The 17,259-nt window shown below is 43.8% G+C and carries 18 protein-coding genes; 9 read left to right on the forward strand and 9 right to left on the reverse strand.

Translation table 11 applies throughout. The annotated features are described in order from the left end of the window. Window positions 1-122: 122 nt before the first annotated feature. The gene (locus tag NO989_RS11000; RefSeq protein WP_371342522.1) at window positions 123-434 is read left to right on the forward strand and encodes a hypothetical protein; all 312 of its coding nucleotides are present in this window, start codon (window positions 123-125) and stop codon (window positions 432-434) included. Window positions 435-449: 15 nt separating this feature from the next. Here the strand turns inward: NO989_RS11000 and NO989_RS11005 are convergent, their stop codons facing one another. From NO989_RS11005 to NO989_RS11025, 5 genes are all read right to left on the reverse strand, one after another. Continuing rightward, entirely contained in the window at window positions 450-1,172 is a 723-nt protein-coding gene (locus tag NO989_RS11005) for a TorF family putative porin (protein WP_061486311.1), read from the reverse strand. A gap of 138 nt (window positions 1,173-1,310) precedes the next feature. Then, window positions 1,311-2,528, reverse strand: a complete 1,218-nt coding sequence (locus NO989_RS11010; RefSeq protein WP_049587146.1) for a choline transporter — start codon at window positions 2,526-2,528, stop codon at window positions 1,311-1,313. A gap of 170 nt (window positions 2,529-2,698) precedes the next feature. Continuing rightward, window positions 2,699-4,351: a choline dehydrogenase gene (betA, locus tag NO989_RS11015; protein WP_061486310.1), complete on the reverse strand. Its 1,653-nt coding sequence runs from the start codon at window positions 4,349-4,351 to the stop codon at window positions 2,699-2,701. 18 nt (window positions 4,352-4,369) lie between these two features. Next, on the reverse strand, window positions 4,370-5,836 hold the full coding sequence (gene betB, locus NO989_RS11020; protein ID WP_061486309.1) for a betaine-aldehyde dehydrogenase: 1,467 nt from the start codon (window positions 5,834-5,836) through the stop codon (window positions 4,370-4,372). Between the two features lie 678 nt (window positions 5,837-6,514). After that, entirely contained in the window at window positions 6,515-7,378 is an 864-nt protein-coding gene (locus NO989_RS11025) for an META domain-containing protein (RefSeq protein ID WP_061486308.1), read from the reverse strand. Between the two features lie 187 nt (window positions 7,379-7,565). Between NO989_RS11025 and NO989_RS11030 the strand changes: the two genes are divergently transcribed. Beyond that, on the forward strand, window positions 7,566-8,081 hold the full coding sequence (locus NO989_RS11030; protein ID WP_371342523.1) for a DUF962 domain-containing protein: 516 nt from the start codon (window positions 7,566-7,568) through the stop codon (window positions 8,079-8,081). A 57-nt stretch (window positions 8,082-8,138) separates the two neighbouring features. Here the strand turns inward: NO989_RS11030 and NO989_RS11035 are convergent, their stop codons facing one another. The 3 genes from NO989_RS11035 to NO989_RS11045 all read right to left on the reverse strand — a co-directional run bounded on the left by NO989_RS11035 (window position 8,139) and on the right by NO989_RS11045 (window position 9,475). Further along, the gene (locus tag NO989_RS11035; protein WP_371342524.1) at window positions 8,139-8,795 is read right to left on the reverse strand and encodes a crotonase/enoyl-CoA hydratase family protein; all 657 of its coding nucleotides are present in this window, start codon (window positions 8,793-8,795) and stop codon (window positions 8,139-8,141) included. Between the two features lie 106 nt (window positions 8,796-8,901). Next, window positions 8,902-9,108, reverse strand: coding sequence for a hypothetical protein (locus NO989_RS11040; protein WP_348668859.1), 207 nt, complete (start codon window positions 9,106-9,108; stop codon window positions 8,902-8,904). A gap of 1 nt (window position 9,109) precedes the next feature. Continuing rightward, a complete protein-coding gene (locus tag NO989_RS11045) occupies window positions 9,110-9,475 on the reverse strand; it encodes a hypothetical protein (RefSeq protein WP_371342525.1) in 366 nt (121 codons plus the stop codon). Window positions 9,476-9,673: 198 nt separating this feature from the next. Here NO989_RS11045 and NO989_RS11050 point away from each other — a divergent pair, with 198 nt between their 5' ends. From NO989_RS11050 to NO989_RS11080, 7 genes are all read left to right on the forward strand, one after another. Continuing rightward, window positions 9,674-11,707 carry an aminotransferase class I/II-fold pyridoxal phosphate-dependent enzyme gene (locus NO989_RS11050; protein ID WP_371342526.1) on the forward strand — a complete coding sequence of 678 codons (2,034 nt, stop codon included), beginning with the start codon at window positions 9,674-9,676 and terminating at the stop codon, window positions 11,705-11,707. 145 nt (window positions 11,708-11,852) lie between these two features. Next, window positions 11,853-12,134, forward strand: coding sequence for a hypothetical protein (locus NO989_RS11055; protein WP_014950274.1), 282 nt, complete (start codon window positions 11,853-11,855; stop codon window positions 12,132-12,134). 4 nt (window positions 12,135-12,138) lie between these two features. Next, window positions 12,139-12,444 carry a hypothetical protein gene (locus tag NO989_RS11060; protein ID WP_014977116.1) on the forward strand — a complete coding sequence of 102 codons (306 nt, stop codon included), beginning with the start codon at window positions 12,139-12,141 and terminating at the stop codon, window positions 12,442-12,444. Window positions 12,445-12,620: 176 nt separating this feature from the next. Beyond that, window positions 12,621-13,403, forward strand: coding sequence for an RNA methyltransferase (locus NO989_RS11065; RefSeq protein WP_049587156.1), 783 nt, complete (start codon window positions 12,621-12,623; stop codon window positions 13,401-13,403). Between the two features lie 38 nt (window positions 13,404-13,441). Then, window positions 13,442-14,443 carry a ribosome biogenesis GTPase YlqF gene (gene ylqF, locus NO989_RS11070; RefSeq protein ID WP_371342527.1) on the forward strand — a complete coding sequence of 334 codons (1,002 nt, stop codon included), beginning with the start codon at window positions 13,442-13,444 and terminating at the stop codon, window positions 14,441-14,443. A 79-nt stretch (window positions 14,444-14,522) separates the two neighbouring features. Further along, window positions 14,523-15,014, forward strand: a complete 492-nt coding sequence (locus tag NO989_RS11075; RefSeq protein WP_014979903.1) for a WbuC family cupin fold metalloprotein — start codon at window positions 14,523-14,525, stop codon at window positions 15,012-15,014. A 383-nt stretch (window positions 15,015-15,397) separates the two neighbouring features. Continuing rightward, window positions 15,398-15,619 (forward strand): XRE family transcriptional regulator, encoded by a 222-nt coding sequence (locus NO989_RS11080; RefSeq protein ID WP_014950268.1) that lies wholly within the window; start codon window positions 15,398-15,400, stop codon window positions 15,617-15,619. Window positions 15,620-15,837: 218 nt separating this feature from the next. Here NO989_RS11080 and NO989_RS11085 read toward each other — a convergent pair whose 3' ends face one another. Next, the gene (locus NO989_RS11085) at window positions 15,838-17,121 is read right to left on the reverse strand and encodes a pectin acetylesterase-family hydrolase (RefSeq protein ID WP_156086702.1); all 1,284 of its coding nucleotides are present in this window, start codon (window positions 17,119-17,121) and stop codon (window positions 15,838-15,840) included. Window positions 17,122-17,259 lie beyond the last annotated feature (138 nt).

Consider the following 17,259-nt stretch of genomic DNA (forward strand, 5'->3'; position numbering starts at 1 on the left):
AGTGGGATCCACGAAGTCAGTATTGGTGACTCTCCCCCCGTAATCACAGACAAACAGGAGCGCCAGCAGGTGATCATTGATGTACTTGGCACATTATACCAAGAGATTTATTCCTGAATTTGATGCGGAATGTCGGGTCTATCGCATCGCTTCATCAAGTACTAGAGATTCCTGAGCCTATATCAATGTCTATAGGGGCGACAAGGCTTCCCTGGGAGAGTTGCACACTTGATTCAACAGTATGGGAGCATGCAATATTGATAGCAGACTGGGCTTTGTACCAAGCTAAAGAAAGCGGCCGTAACGTCACAATTTTCATTAATGCGTCAAGAGAAATGGCAGCGTGGTCAGACTGGAGTGTCGAGGGCCTTTCCAGCGCTGCAAGTGAGGGGCTACTGCTATCCTCAACGTTAGACAACGATAGCCCCGGCTAGTGCGAGCCTGCTTGATTAAAAGCTAAAGGTCTTAGATACACCAAACACAATACGTTCGTCGGCGGTATCTATATCAAGGTTCGTGTTTTCAGCAGCAATTTCAAAGTCTAATCCTTTGTAGCTTGTCTGATAGGCCAAACGGTAGTGATAGAAAGACGTGTTTTCGTCACGCCATACCCAGGTATCGCTGTCTAGAGAGTTAGATACATCAAAGCTAGCACGAAGGTTGTGGTTAGGCGCAAGCTCAAAGGTATGAGCAACCATTGCGATAGCGTGTTTTGCGCCTGTTCCAAAGTAATCCCACGTGTACCAGAAGTTTAGTTCTGAACTACCGTAGTCACTGGCATAACCAAACTTGATATACACCTCTGGGTAATTGCCATCACTTGAATCATCGCCACCGTGATAAGAGTAATAAGCGATGCCGTAGTCCAAACTCACCGTTTCGGTTAGCATTTGGTAACGACCCACGTAAAAATCCCATTCAAGGTTTGTATCGCCACCAAAATCTACATTAGATGCCCACGTGCCTGCATAAGTGCCGTTATCAAATGCTTTATCAACGCCGCCCTGAAGAGCCGGGTCGTTTTGCGTTTGGCTAACGCCGTTGAAGGTATAATCTGAAACCGCAGAGATATTGGCGCTCCAATCAGCGAATGAAGCTGAAGAATATAACGCTGCGACAATAGCCACTGTGAAAATATGCGTGGATGTAAAAAAAGAATTCAATTTTTTCATTGTTAAACACCTGTTTTTATCATTGTTTTATTTGGCCCGCTTCCTAGTTAATGCGCTCTTACGCAAGCTTCGGGCAATACTTACCCCCATTGGCTCAAAATGAGCCAATGTTAAGAAGGTAAAAAGTAAATGATTTAGTTAGTTGAGATTTTCTATCTTGGTAAAGTCGATTTTGTTTTCTTTCGGCGATGTTTTGATGGCCGTCACCGATTTAAATTTCTGACTTAGAATGAAAGCAAAGCAGCTAAAGAAGATAGTGATAACTAACGCACCCACCCACTGAATTTGCAAGAAGTCTAGTTTGAACAGCAACGTAAGTAGCGAAAGCGCCACGATATTGAGAGCAATGTAATTGCCTTTACCGATGCGTTCAACGGTCATGTTTAGATTATCTGTGTACAGTCTAATCAGTGAATCAAGTGAGTTGATCACAAAGACGACACCCACGCATACCATGGCTAAATTGGTTATCCCCTCAGTAGGAATACCGGCACTGTGATAGTGGTACAGTACTGAAAACCAAGCCGCAATCGGGATAGATGGAATGACCATCATAGCCAACATGACTTGATAAGTTTTAAGACCGCCCACGAAACGAGACGTAAACTGACCAATCATGATGCTCCAGCTGAACCACCAGAATAGATAGAACTCGTGATACTCATTAATGGGTAATACGAAGTTATCGATGTTCGCAAAGTACCCGCCAATAAGACCTAGGTTGGTAAAATAAGCCGTTATCTCACTTTCACCAAATACAAATGCAGCCGCCCACATGCCAATAATAAGCGCTATAAATACCCATGTGGTTGTTAGGCTTAAAATACGCACGTATTTAATGCTAGTGCTCGAATATACGGCAAAAGCAATGGCTGCAAACACGATCAAGTAGAACGCAGGCACGACAGATTCTCCGTCGCCTATCGACGGTAAATACCACGGAAGGTTAGACAGCAGTAGAAACGCCGTGAAAGCACAGGTTCCGATGATTACAACGTTGTTTACGAACTTAACAACCGGAAGCTCGAAGAACTTTACTTTCGGTTCGATTACGCAGAAATAAAAACAAGTAAGAAAGTAGAATCCCCAAATTAAGAATCCCCAAAACCCAAACTCAATGGCGAGCGGATTGGTGAAGGCATATTCAGGACTTGCGCTTATGTCAGCATAACCAGCAAATTCAGTGAGCGGGAACATAATAAGGCCCACGTCCAAACCTGAGGTAAAGAGAATGGCAATAAAGGTAAAGGTTCTAACTGGCGTTACGCCGACCACTTTCATGTTGCCCCATTTAAACAAAATATAGGCTACAGAAAGTAGAGTGAAAATAATGCCTGCACTAAGCCATACTGTCATTATCACCCTCCCAATATTGATAAAAATGAAACATGTTTTTTCCTTTTTTTCGTTATTAAACAGTCCACCCAACTACACATTAAAGCCTTATATTAAAGGCGGTATGTAGGCACTGTGGAAGGTGCGCTTGTTTTAACAACAAGCACACTGGTGCGAGCTAGTTTAAAAATTTAGCGTTGCTTTGTTTGCCAATGCGGGTGAATATCCACGGGTACATTTTGTGGTGGCAAAGCAGGTTTACCCAGAATGATGTCTGCCGCCTTTTCCGCCACCATGATGGTTGGCGCATTTAGGTTTCCGTTTGGAATTGTGGGGAAGATAGAAGAATCCACCACTCGCAATCCTTCAATGCCATGAACATTGGTTTGAGAATCTACCACTGCCAACTCATCTTCCCCCATTTTGCAAGAGCATGATGGATGGTAAGCGCTCTCAACGGCTTCACGCACAAAAGCGTCTATTTCTTCATCCGTCTGAATGTGCTCGCCAGGCTGAATTTCGCCGTCTCTGAAGTCGTCGAATGCTGACTGTGCGATGATTTCTCGTGTAAGTCTTACGCATGCTCTAAACCCTTCGATATCATCTGGATGCTGCAAATAGTTAAACAAAATTTTAGGTGGAACCGTCGGGTTAGCCGACTGAAGGGTTACGCTACCTCTACTTTTAGGTTTGTTGTGACCTACGTGCACTTGAAAACCATCGCCATCAAACGCTGACTTTCCGTCGTATCGAATAGCGGCAGGCAAGAAATGGTACTGAATGTCAGGCCACTGCACATCTGCTTTCGAGCGAATGAAGGCGCAAGATTCAAAGTGATTCGTAGCGCCTAACCCAGAACGGTTTAACAACCAGCGAGCGCCGATCAACCCTTTTGAAATTAAGCCCAGTTTGCGGTTTAACGTTATTGGCTGTTTGCACTTGTACTGGAAATAAAATTCCAAATGATCTTGCAGGTTTTGACCCACACCCGGCAGGTGGTGCTTAACATCGACACCTGCTTTTTCAAGAATATCTTTGTCGCCAATTCCAGAAAGCTGCAGGATGTGTGGCGAGCCAATAGAGCCGGCACTTAAAATCACTTCGTTAGATGTGGCGGCAGTCTCGGTTTTACCGTTAACTACATATTCAACGCCTTTTGCGACTTTATCTTCCAGCACGACTTTAGTAACCAGCGCGCCAGTCACTATAGTTAAATTCTTACGCGATTTTACCGGGTCAAGATATTCACGGCTTGCTGAACTGCGTACACCGTCTTTCACGGTCATATGCATGGGCCCGAAGCCTTCTTGCTGCTTGCCATTGTAATCGCTAGTGATGTCGTAGCCCGCCTGTTCGCCGGCTTTAATGAAGGCCGTATAAAGCGGGTTCTTCATTTCGTTACCGTTGTTAACGCCGAGTTCACCATTGCCACCTCGGTAAGCGTCGTTACCTTTGTACCAGGTTTCAGCTTTTTGGAAATAGGGTAGGCACGCCTGATAATTCCAGCCCTCTGCGCCGTGAGCTTCCCATTCATCAAAGTCTTTAGCGTGGCCGCGTACGTATACCATTCCGTTAATGGATGATGAGCCGCCCAACACTTTACCGCGTGGGCAGTGCATTTCACGGTTGTTTAAATAGGGCTCTTTTTCAGTGTTGAATTGCCACGCATACTTGTCGGTATTCATAGGAATAGACAGCGCCGTTGGCATCTTGATGAAAATGCTTTTATCTGAGCCACCGGTTTCCAGTAGCAACACCTTGTGCTTTGGGTTTTCTGATAAGCGGTTCGCTAGCACGCAGCCGGCAGAACCAGCTCCAACAATAATGTAATCAAATGTCTGCATATGTACTCCTACTGCGGCTTAAAACGGGCTCTCAATTTGGCTTATACCTACATAAACCGATTTGGTCTGTGTGTAGCTATTAAGCGTTTCAACGCCGTTTTCACGTCCTATGCCAGACTGTTTGTAGCCGCCTACTGGCATTTCAGCCGGAGAGTTACCATATGCATTTATCCAGCAAATACCGGCTTGAAGCTGGTGGATAACGCGGTGCGCGCGCTGGATGTCCTTACTAAATACACCGGCAGCTAAGCCTAGCTCAGTGTCATTCGCGCGTGCGATCACTTCGTCTTCATCATCGAAAACTAACACGCTCATTACTGGTCCGAAAATCTCTTCTTTAACGATAGTCATATCGTCAGCGCAGTCGGTGAAAATTGTTGGCTCAACAAAATAGCCATTTGGCGCAGATGCCGGAGAGGCAGCGTTCCCGCCGGTTAACAGCGTTGCGCCTTCTTCTTTTCCTTTGGCAATATAGCCAAGTACCAGCTCTTGGTGCTTTTTAGAAATAAGTGCGCCTAGGTTTACGTTAGGGTCAAGCGGATCGCCCATAATAATGTTGTTTTCGGTACGGGCTTTAAGCTCATCAATAAAGGCTTGATAAACAGAACGTTGAACGTAAACACGGGTGCAGTTAGTGCAGATTTCACCTTGGGTGTAGAAATTACCAAGCATAGCGGCGCTGATAGCTTGGCTAATGTCGGCATCTTCGAATACTACAAGCGGTGACTTCCCGCCAAGCTCCATTGTTACGTCTTTTAAGTTCGACGCAGCGGCGCTTTGCATCACTTTTTTACCTGTGCCTACCTCACCAGTAAACGATACTTTCTCTATATCAGGGCTGTTTGTAAGCCACTGGCCTACTTGTGCTGCGCCTTGAACCACATTAAATACGCCATCAGGTACGCCAGCTTCGGTGAAAATTTCAGCCAGTTTAAGCGCACCCATTGGGGTTTCTTCTGACGGCTTAAATATAAACGCATTACCTGCGGCAAGGGCGGGGCCTGATTTCCAGCAAGCGATTTGAATAGGGTAGTTCCATGCGCCAATACCGGCACAGATACCTAGCGCTTCTTTGCGCGTGTAGAAGAAATCGCCACCCACAGGTTGCTGGGTACCTAGTTGAGTAGGAGCTAGGCCGGCATAGTACTCAATGACATCAGCGCCAGTTTCAATATCAACACAGTCGGCTTCTTGAATAGGCTTACCGGTATCGAGTACTTCAAGCTTTGCGAGTTCGTCATTACGCTCACGAAGCAATGCAACCGCTTTATTAAGAATGCGGGTTCTTTCAATTGGCATCATTGCTGACCACACTGAAAAACCTTCTTTAGCGCTTTTAATTGCTTCTTGTTGAATAAACTCATCAGCCACTTCTACGTGGTAAATTACCTCACCGGTTGCGGGGTTGGTTACAGCAAAGGTTTCTTTGCTTTTGTTTGCCATCGGCTTGCCGTGAATGAAATTCTGATAAGTCGGTAATGACATGCATAAACTCCTACTTTTAAAAGGACTAAAACTTTCGCCAATTTGCGGGTACTGCGAATTAACTTCTATTACGAATACCTAATACGTAGAAATAGTTTCAAAATGATGAATAGTGTTGAAACTATTTTCTTTATTGAAATGCTAACTTGCTCGAATAGAACACTTTCGCTTTGTAAAAGTCACCCTGTAAAAAGCATCATTGCCTACTGCGCCAATGACGCATTATTGAAGGTTTTAGGACGTAATGTCGCACGTCTTTTTACTGATGCTTTTATTTTAATTGGTCGTTCAATAAAAATAAATTGTATAGTGTTCTAACTATTGTTTCAACTTGTGAGCATTGTTACAGAAGCGGAATGGCTAGGATTAACCTGCGGAACTTGCTGGTAAGTGAATGATTTTAAATAGTAAAAGTGTAAACATTAAATATATAAAGAATTAGCTATCCCCATGCTTAATTCCTTTTTGATTGATCAATTAAAGGTGCGAAAATGTTTAACTGAAACTAATTGAGTTGGAGGTAAGGGTTAACCATGCGGGGCTAAAAGCAATTGCTCTTCGCAATTTGATGCTGTTGAAAAGAGAAGTTAAAAGGGCAGCTTAGGCCCTTTCATCATGTGAGGTAAATATTAAGGTAGAGACTAAGCCTAAAACAGACAAGTAAGCGTCGATTTCGCTTTAGGTGCTTAAACTGCAATGGTAATAACCTGAGTTGATCGATAGGGTAGCAACATCCCCTTTATTCCAAAACACTACGTTCTTGTTGTTGGTGTATTTTGCCCCCGATGCTGAACGTGATAACTGCACAATGTGATGGGTGTTGTTTAATGATAAAGCCAATGTGTCAGGCCCCAGCGTATTTACACGTAATGTAGCGAGATTGGCATTAGGCGTTTCACATTTGTACGTTTTGGTCGACTCTTGTTCATTTGAGCCAACCACATCTTGTTTTTGCGATGACGCCAGGTCAGACAATTTCGTATCTACATTACTTTTTGTCGCACTTGCCGATTTGTTTGTCGTCGATTGAGAAATCTGTGCAGCAATCGCTCTAATCGTTTCATTATCACTACTGTCGTAAAGCACCAACCAAGTATTTTCCACTATCGAATAACTTGCCGATGCGGCTAGCATTTCGATGAAGCGTTGCTCTTGTTTCATCAGTGCAGGCGCACATGCCTTTTTGGTGAGAATGAGCTTATCAGTGGAAAAGGATTCAGCTGAGCTTTTATCACTAAATACCGTATCGGCTTCATCAACATCTAGCGCTCCGGTAAACTGATTACAACCTGTACTGCCGCTTACTCTGCTAGTGTCTCCGTTTGAATTTACGTTAAGCGTAACATGGCTGAAATCGATAATTCCTGCTCGGTCTATACTTTCAACCTGCCAATGACTGTCCGCTAACGTAAGTGGTTTGCCCTCGGTATGCTGTTGACTACCTTCACTTTCATTTGAATAGAGAGAGGAGACCGAGCTGCACGCTGTTAAAGAAAGAAGCGCAGAACCTGTCAAAGCCCAAAGGTACTTCCTGTAAGTCATGAAAACTCCAATTGTTTTTAATCAATTTCACTATGATTCGCGATAGCCAACTAAGTTCATCTTTAATCGTTGAGCTCAAATAGCACGAAGAGCACCACTATACCTCCACTTTGTCGTCAAAACGACAGTTTGTAAGCGAAAGAAGGGAGTAAACTAACACCTTGATATAACTTATGGGTGACGCAGTATGAAAAATTTAGAACAGCACTTGAGTGAATACGCCAAGTACCACAGAGATCAAAGAAACATGTACACCCATTATGTCGGTATTCCGCTAATTGTTTTCTCGGTTTTCTGTCTACTAAGTAAGCCTGCGTTTCTAGTTAGCGCGCCAATTTTTGGGGAAATGATCATAAGCCCAGCGCTCTTTGTTTGGGCAATTGGTAATGCGTTCTACATTAAGTTAGATATAAAACTTGGCGTAGTGATGACGCTTATTACGGGGGCTATGGTCTATTTCGCTCAACCCATCGCACAGAATGAAGTGGGAACATGGCTTACTATCTCACTTGGCATTTTTATTGGTGGTTGGGTGCTTCAGTTTATTGGTCATCACTATGAAGGTAAAAAGCCTGCGTTTGTCGACGACATAATGGGGCTGGCAATAGGACCACTATTTGTGCTTGCAGAATTAAGCTTTGAGCTAGGCCTTAGAAGCGCACTTAAAGAAGAGATAGAACGCCGTTCTGGACCCATAAAGTAACTGCTTTAGATAGCGCGTTGAAACAACCAGTCTCAACGCGCTGTCATAACATAATCGCTAAGCTTTCATCTTCTCTATCGTTTCTTTACGCAATTGTATTTTAGACTCAGCAAAAGACTGTCTAGGCAACATCTTCAACTTTTCTGCGTAACCCATGGCCGTTGCTAAAACCTGCTCTTGAGGCACCGCAGCGTCGATAAAGCCCGCTTTCACTGCTTCTTTACCTTGGTAAATACGTGAAAAAAGCAATGCTTCGGTTTGAGACGTATTCGCTAGTCTGGCTTTTGCTAGCTCCATACCGAAAGGCGGCAGCACCATACCAATGGCGGTTTCATTAAGCCCATATTTAGTATCTGCGTCTTTACCAATACGCAAGTCGGCAGCTAAAAGCATAATAGCGCCCATTGCAATGCTGTGACCTTCTGCAGCAACGACTACAGGTAGTGGGAAGCTATAAAGACGTACGATTAACTCAGCGCCTTTTGACACCAACTCGTGTTGTTTTGCTTTGTCGTCGGCTTTCATTACCGATAAATCAAACCCGCCGCAAAACTTGCCTTCACCACCGTGTAATACAACCGCTTTTGCGTTTTGTTCTGCTTCATCTAAGGCATCGTTAAACTGCTGAATAAGCTCAAACCCAACGGCGTTAACTTTCCCGTCGTCAAAGGTGATTACAGCAATATCGTTGTTAATAGCTAAATTAAACGCCATGGTATGTCCTGTCACTTTCTTAGTAGGAATTAATTTACGTTACGCTCTGTTAAGCGCAACTTTCTAGCAGTGATTGTAGGTAATTGATTTCTTTTATGATAGTGCTTTAGGCTTCATCTTCGGGATATGTGCTATGAATATCGGTGATAATTCGCGGAAGTTCTGCAATAAGCTTCTTTTTATATCGGCGTTGTCTGCGACGCGCTTTCGCGTTATTAGCCCGCCATTGCGCACGTTTGTCTTTCACAATTCGCTCTAGGTCTTGGCCATCCTCTATTAAAATTGCGTCGTTAATGGATGTTCGTTTTGTCATACTAAAACTCCAGCTTTAGCTGTTTATCGCGCCATTGTTTTGAGCGTTGGTTGAGTACGTGAAGCGAAACATTCTCAGTGACTATCTGTCTGGCAAGGTTTAATGCTGCACTGGCTTGCTCGTCGGTCAGGTTGTTATAGGCCGGCGAGGGAATGACCTCATACCACGCACAGCCGACAATATTGTCTAAAATCACCCGCATAAAGCAGTGGTCATGATGTATTGGCCAGGCGTTTTTCTTTGCAGATGCAATAGAAGGGAGCACATTTTTCGCGTAGTGTAGAAATTCTCGTAGGTTCTTCGTGTGCTCCGTTGATTTTGAGAGATAAGCGTGTGGGAATTGGTTCTGAAGGGAAGGTGTGTGCATGCGTGATTTAGCCCTCGTCCAATTCGTTTACGCACTTTTATTTCGACATAGCAAGAGTTTACACGACACCAGTGAAATTCAGAGTTACACTATTTTTAGTTTTACTGTTTTTGTTTATAGATTCTTAGTTTATTGATTCTTAGTTTTATGAGTTTTAGCCTAGCGCTAAATGCTCATTATTAATTACATGGTTGGTTAATGCGCCCTCATTTAAAAATTCTTGTTATAGAAGATGCTGTTGATTTATTGGAACAAATTACGTCAAGTATAGGCAACACCATCACTTACTTTGACCGAAGTGACGTTGAAATAAGCCTGCTTGAAGCGAACTCCGTTGCAAAGGCACTACAATTTGTTCGTGAAGACGGTGATATTCAAGCTGTGGTATTTAGCTGGGATGTGGTGGCGAAGGTTAAAGAGCTGACAGACGTTGTGCCATTAAATGGCGTACTTAATGAAAATACAAGCCCCGCAGCCGAAAGCGCTAGTTCACAAAACGCGAACGAGAAAACCACAAGCGAAAAGTCGTCTGCACGCAACGCTGTTATTGATAATAACGCCAGAGTTATAGACTCCATTAAACGCATTCGCCCTGAACTCCCCGTATATGTCTTAGGCGATGCAGTAAAAGGGTTGGATATTGTAAACCAAGCCAATGGCATTGAATCGTTCTTCTATCGTAACGACATTATTTCAGACCCAGAGTCTATTTTGGGTTATATCATCAACGACTTTGATGATAGAAACGAAACGCCGTTTTGGACTGAATACAAAGACTATGTAGTGGAGTCTAACGACTCGTGGCATACGCCAGGTCACAGCGGTGGCGCAAGCTTTAGAAATTCACCCTATATCAGTGATTTTTATCGCTTCTTTGGTCGTAACGTGTTTGTTAGTGACTTATCGGTAAGCGTAGACTCGCTGGGCTCACTATCAGATGGCACTCACGCTATCGGGAAAGCGCAAGCCGCTGTCGCGAATACATTTGAAGTTCGCCATTCCTATTTCGTCACGAACGGCTCTTCGACATCAAACAAAATCATTTTGCAGACGCTGTTGCGCGAAGGCGACAAAGTAATTGCCGACAGAAACTGCCACAAGTCAGTGCACTACGGCATTATTCAGGCGCGCGCTATGCCAGTGTATTTAGACAGTGTATTTAACCCTGAATACGGTATTTTCTCACCCCCTAGAATGGCGCAAATTAAGCAGCTTATTGAAGAAAATACTGATGCTAAACTTATCGTACTGACGGGCTGTACCTACGACGGGTTATTGACTGACCTTAAGCAAGTCGTAAATTTAGCCCACGAGCATGGCATTAAAGTGTTCATTGACGAAGCATGGTTTGCGTATTCCTTGTTCCATCCTGCATTGCGTGACTACTCGGCTATCGCCGCTGGGGCAGACTATATTACTCACTCTGCGCACAAAGTGGTGTCGGCGTTCTCGCAAGCATCCTTTATTCATGTAAACGATCCAGATTTCGATAAAGACTTTTTTAAAGAAGTGTTTGCAATTCACACCAGTACCTCGCCCAAGTATCAACTCATTGCCTCGCTTGATGTATGTCGTCAGCAGCTGGAAATGGAAGGCTACAAAATCCTTAATGAGCTATTGAGCAATGTTGCCGAACTCAAATCGCAAATGGCCAAGTTTAAGCGACTTAAAATACTTTCGCCTAGTGACTTTGCGAATATGTTTTCTCACTTTGAAAGTGACAACATTGGGCATGATCCGCTTAAAATCTTAATTGACGTATCGGCGCTTGATTATTCAAACCAAGAAATACATCGTTTCTTAATGGACGAAGTTGGTTTAGAAATCGAGAAGTTTACTCATAGCACTATTCTAGTACTGCTTACGCTAGGTGGAATGCGCTCTAAAATTGTAAGGCTATACAACGCGTTAAAACGTCTTGATGATGGCGCCGTTAACCTAAGCAAGCGCAAGAGCAAGAGTCCGTTACCGGCAGACATTCCGCCAATTCATTTAGACGACCTTCCGTCAAAAGCGTTTTTCAGCCCTAGGGAAGCCATTCCATGGCAAAACAGCGTTAGACGCACTGCAGCAGGTTTAATTACACCGTATCCGCCTGGTATTCCGCTTATTGTTCCTGGACAGAAAGTGGAACAAGCGCATATTGATTACCTTCAGGCACTGGCAAGCCAGAAGCTTACCGTCCAAGGTATTTACGACGGTGAAATTTATGTTGTCGCTGACCAACAGTAGGAAAAAAGCGAACCAAACCAGTTTGGACGGCGCTTTAGCTCTTAAGTGTTTTAAAACCCGTCCATCGAACAGTTTCTATTTGTTATTCCATTTTTTACCCTGTTTTTGGCTTCGAATGGAAGCCTAATAAAACAAGGAAATGTAAATGAAAGAGTTAAATACAAGTGAAATTGAAATGGTGTCCGGCGGCTTTGATGGTTGGGAGCAGCTAGGCGTTGGTATTGCTATGATTGGTTTGGGTATTGCCATTGTTGGCACAGCAGGGTTAGCAACAGTGCCCATTGCTCTTGCGGGCGCTGCAACGCTTGGTGAAATCGGAGTTGGTGTCGTTGGTATTGGTTTAGCAGGTGCAGGTGGATTTGCCGCTGGCACGTCATTAGCGTCAACGAGTGATGATACTCAAGAAGCAACAACATTAGACGAGTAATTCAATGTTTAAAGTACAAATTCAAGGTGGCGATATCACCTCAGTTGCATCGTTAAGAGTATTGCGTACTTTGTGGCCCCTTTCACTAAAAGCGGTAGAAGAGTTGGCTACAGCGTTGAAAAAGCAAAACGAGTTTGTGCTGGTGGAAGGTGTGACGGAAATATTTGCAACAGAACTTGCTCACGAGTTTAAAAGTGCAAATGTTGTATGTCAGATTTTACCAAGTGAAAAAGAAGAGGCCTGCTTATGTATTCCAATTGGTGAGCCACGCAAACGTTGGAACGCTTTAGGTGTCTTGGTATCTCGGTAATTAAAAAGGCGTTTACAAGTATATTTGAAACGCCTTTTTGATACTCTCCTTTATCCCGTATTTCTCCACTACAATCTTTTTCTCTCATTATTTGTTTCACTATTAAGCGTTGCCGCTTTGCGTTTTGGGTTTCATACCTTACACTTGCGCCGAAAGTTATAAAAAGGGCAGTGCAAATGAAACTAAGTGACGTGAAAAAGCTTCATCAAAAGAAATTTAGAACGCAGTTCGGATTCTATTTGGTGGAAGGAGAGCACTTAGTTTTAGAGTTAATTAATGTTGCTCAGCATGACAGCAGTACATTAGGTGATATAACCCTTTATGTGACAGCTAATTATGAGGCGTGGCTGAAAGAAAAACTTGATTCTTCAGTCTCTAATATGAAGGTGGAAACGGTATCGTCTCAACAAATGCAGCAACTCAGCGATACTAAGTCACCTCAAGGTATTATTGCTCGCGTTCCACTTCCTAACTCCGCGTTATATTCAGAGCGGTCACAAACCAGCATTTCAGCAAACAAATCCAGTGCCGAAAAGTACATTTATTTGTATGAAGTTCAAGACCCTGGCAACTTAGGCACCATACTAAGAACGCTAGCGTGGTTTGGGGATTTTACATTATTACTAAGCCCAAATAGCGTAGATCCATACAACTCGAAAGTTGTACGCTCAAGTATGGGGGCTATTTTCCATGTAAACATGGAATTAAACGTGGCGCTTGAAAGCCTAGGCGAGCGGTTCGAACGTTTCGCTTTCTTGGATATGAATGGTAGTAATATCACCTCTAACACCTTTGGTGATTATCAGTGTTATCTGTTTGGTAACGAAGCCCGTGGCGTGCCTGTTGACGCACTATCAAAGCTAAACGCAACGGCGTATACCATTGCGGGAAGCGGTAAGATTGACTCGTTAAACTTAGCCAGCGCTGTGAATATCTGCGCTTATGAATTAACCCGTTAAGCACACTCCCCTCAACTCGATTACGATAGGAAACAACCATGGCATTACAATGGTTCCCAGGGCATATGCACAAGGCCCTGAAAGAAATTAAAGAGTCGCTTAATCAAGTAGACATTCTTATTGAGGTGCTTGACGCACGTATTCCATATTCCAGTGAAAACCCTGAAATTGCAAAAATACGCGGCGATAAGCCCTGTATTAAAATTCTTAATAAGTATGATTTGGCAGACCCAGAAATTACTGCGCGCTGGCAGGAGAGCTTAGAGAAAGAGCGCGGCGTGAAGACGATTACGACCTCTAGCGATAACCCGGGCAACAGCAAGCAAATCATGCAGCTGGTTAAAAGCATTTGTTCGTATAAAGAAGGTCAGCCAAAAGCAATTAAAGCTATGATCACGGGTATACCTAACGTGGGTAAATCGACGCTAATTAATATTTTAGCCGGCAGAATCATTGCTAAAACAGGCAACGAGCCAGCTGTAACGAAAAGCCAGCAGCGCATAAATTTAGGCAGCGGTATTATCTTGTTTGATACGCCGGGAGTACTGTGGCCTAAGCTTGAAAACCCACATTCGATTTACCGATTAGCTTCATCAGGTGCTGTTAAAAACACCGCCATGGAATACGACGATGTCGGTTTTTTTGCGGCAGATTACCTCATTAAAGCGTATCCAGAGGTAATGAAGGAGCGCTATAAGCTGGACGAATTGCCAGATACTGAAATAGAGTTTCTGGAAGCTGCCGCCAAAACGCGCGGAGCAATTCAAGCGGGTGGTCGCGTAAATCTTCATAAAATATGCGAGATCCTGCTTAAAGAACTGCAGTCGGGTAAGTTGGGGCGAATAACGCTTGAGACTCCAGAAATGCTGGAAGTTGAAAAAGAAGAAATGGCACTTGAGGCGGCGAAGAAAGCTGAAGCGAAAGCCAAGCGTAAAGCAAAATTCAAAACAGGTTCGTTGACGCCAGATAAGAAAGATCGGAAAGAAAAACGAGAAGAGAAGCGTCAAGAACAAAGCCGTAGAATGAAGAAAAATAAATGATTACTTTTGATGCTTGCGCACTCGAAGGAAGAAGCGATAGGGTTTAATAAAATACCTAAGCATTAATCAGGAAACGACGTTGGACAATATTCAGTATTTTGATAAAGCGTTGTTTGAAACGCTTAAACAGTCGGCTGAGGAAAGTCCTCGCCGACGGGCTAATTTGAACGTACATAAATCTTATACCGACATGGTACAGCGTTTGTTTATTGCAATGATGCCTGACTCCTACGTGCGGCCTCATCGACATGTACAGTCTCATAAGTGGGAGTTCTTCATGGTGGTAGAGGGCGAGTTAGACATTCTGTTTTTCAGCGATGATGGCGACGTTGAAAACAGAGTAACGCTAACGGCTCGTGGAGAGACCAGCGGAATTGAGATTCCTCCCAATACCTGGCACGCAACGGTGTGTCATAGCCCAGTAGTTTTCATGGAAGTTAAACAGGGTCCTTACGAAGTCACCGATGATAAGGGCTTTGCAAGCTGGTCTCCTGAAGAAGGAAACGACCAGGTTCCCAATTTTCTAGCATCACTTAAGAAAGCGGCGGTGGGTGATAGCGTAGCCTTTTAAAGGCACTTCTTGTCTAATTACGCACTCATAGCATGCTTTAGGCACTTTCCTTTTTGGAAAGTCATTGCTATTGCTTATCTACATGGTATGGTTAAGGATAAGTGACAGAAGGCCGAGGCTGAATTTTTGAAAAGCACCGAAGCCTCAATATTTAGCTTAGTCGCGGCACAGGGTCGTATGTACAAGCACATTGTTAAAAGAGAATTATCATGCAAAACGTTTCAACTGGCTATTTTTATAATTTTAATTACTGATTGCACCTGACCGTCGGTGTTCAGGGGCAAGTATTGGCTTCTGGGCACTGCAGGTAGAACGTTTTGCAAAAGCCCAGAAGGTATCACCATCTGGGCTTTTTTAATGCCCGTAATTCTCGGTAAAAGACAATGAAAGAAATCACACTAGGTGACATCAGAAAGCAGCACAGAGTTAAACAGGAAGTAGTAGCAATGGCGTTATCGGTCACAGCTTCTGGTGTAAGTAAGTTGGAATCAAAACGTATTCAGGACGTTTCACTTCAACGTGCGGCTGCATATTTAGCTGCGGTTGGCGGGAACATGAAAATTGAAGTAACTATGCCTGATGGCGCTACTTTACAAGTTGGGTAGTAGGCCGTGTTAATTTCTTGCTGCATAAATGCACAGCAAGGAACGACAAATCCTAGTTTTAATACCAGTCCTCATAGATAATTACCCATTCAGTGAGACTTAAAATGTTCGTAATCGCGGCGTGTTACCGCAGGTATAAATATGGCAAGTCCAACCACTGCTGGGTTGGACTTGCCATGTTATTGATTACTTTTTAATACAAGTTCGCACTACGTATCCTAGTGATAGTATGCCGCGCTATTTTCTCTAAAGCGGCGTGACGTAGCAAAGGTGTGTAGCCATTCGTTAAAGGAAATACCTCGCGCACTCTGCTCATGATAAAATGGGCTAGGTGAGGATACTGGGAAGGCATTATCTTCACAAAAATCGTTTAGCACCATGTGGCAGGTGCCTTCACCAAGGTAAAATTGATAATTCCAAGTGAAAGCTGACAGCGCATGAAGTGACGCATTAGCCTGAAGCTGCCAGCCAAGTATGTAGCCTAAATCAGATTCTGTTACACCCCATGTCGTTGGGTCTAAATTACCTCTAGAGACCTGATCAGAGATTTTAGAAAACTGAATTTGAACAATGTCGGTTCCTGTTGAATATTGCGCAAAACGGTTCCAAGGGTACTGATAAGCTAATCGCAGCATCACCTGCTTATTGAGCGTTAGATGGTTAAAATTGCCAATCAGTGATTGGAAATTACGTGGTAGTGTATCTTCTATCCCCCATGGCCCTTGATAGTTTAGGACTGTTTGCGTAAAGCCTCGGGATATAACACCAAGCGACGCATCAGCGAAGAGGGCAACCTTTGTGCGACCAAACAGCGATTGGAAGTAGGGGAAGTTGAACGTTGCACCATAACCGCCCGCACTGCTTCCACTGAGTAGAACTTTGTTGGGTGATAAATCATCGTTGTTCAGTTTTTCTTTAATCCACTGCATAACAACTAGCGCGTTGTCGTGACCACGGTGCTTTAAAGTAACTTCGGCACCAGGTAGACCTGTAACGATACCAAGCTCGTCAACGTACTGCGTGTCTTTTGAGCCTAAGTGTAGGTCGCCAGTACAGTAGGGAATGAAAACTTTTGACCAAGTTTGAAAAGGGTTCTCTTGTGTATCTTCAAATATTCCGCCTGAAATAAATGGCGTATTTTCGATTACGGCTGATGGGTTATATGCGGCTCGCGACATCGGGTTGTCGTCAAACTCAAGCTGCATTGACGCTAAGCAAGTGGCACTGTCCCAGCAGGCGCCGCCACCATTGAAGTAGATAAGTAGGTTATCACTTTCTCCTTGTTCGAAATAAAACGAGAATGGGTTGGGTGCTAACCCCTCTGGTCCCGGTAAAGCGGGAAGAGAACATGATGGGTACACGGTTTTTTCACCGCCGCCAGGTACTGATACCACCACCTCATTTTCAGGAGTGATTTGCTCCCATTGTGCAAAGGCATTATGGGCACAGAAACTCAGTGCCATTACAGCAAAATAGCGAAAACGTTTAGCGTAAGAATGCATAAACAATTCCTTTTGACATAGATAAACATGGTTTGAATAGTAAGTTTGATTCGGCTGTTATGAGAAAATTGAACTTCCTGAAACTTTCTCAATCGATCTCATTAGCGCGTAACTACGACAATTCATAGCGAGCGCTAT

Origin of the sequence: Alteromonas sp. DY56-G5 (assembly GCF_041414725.1) — a bacterium.
Classification (GTDB): Bacteria; Pseudomonadota; Gammaproteobacteria; order Enterobacterales; family Alteromonadaceae; genus Alteromonas; species Alteromonas macleodii.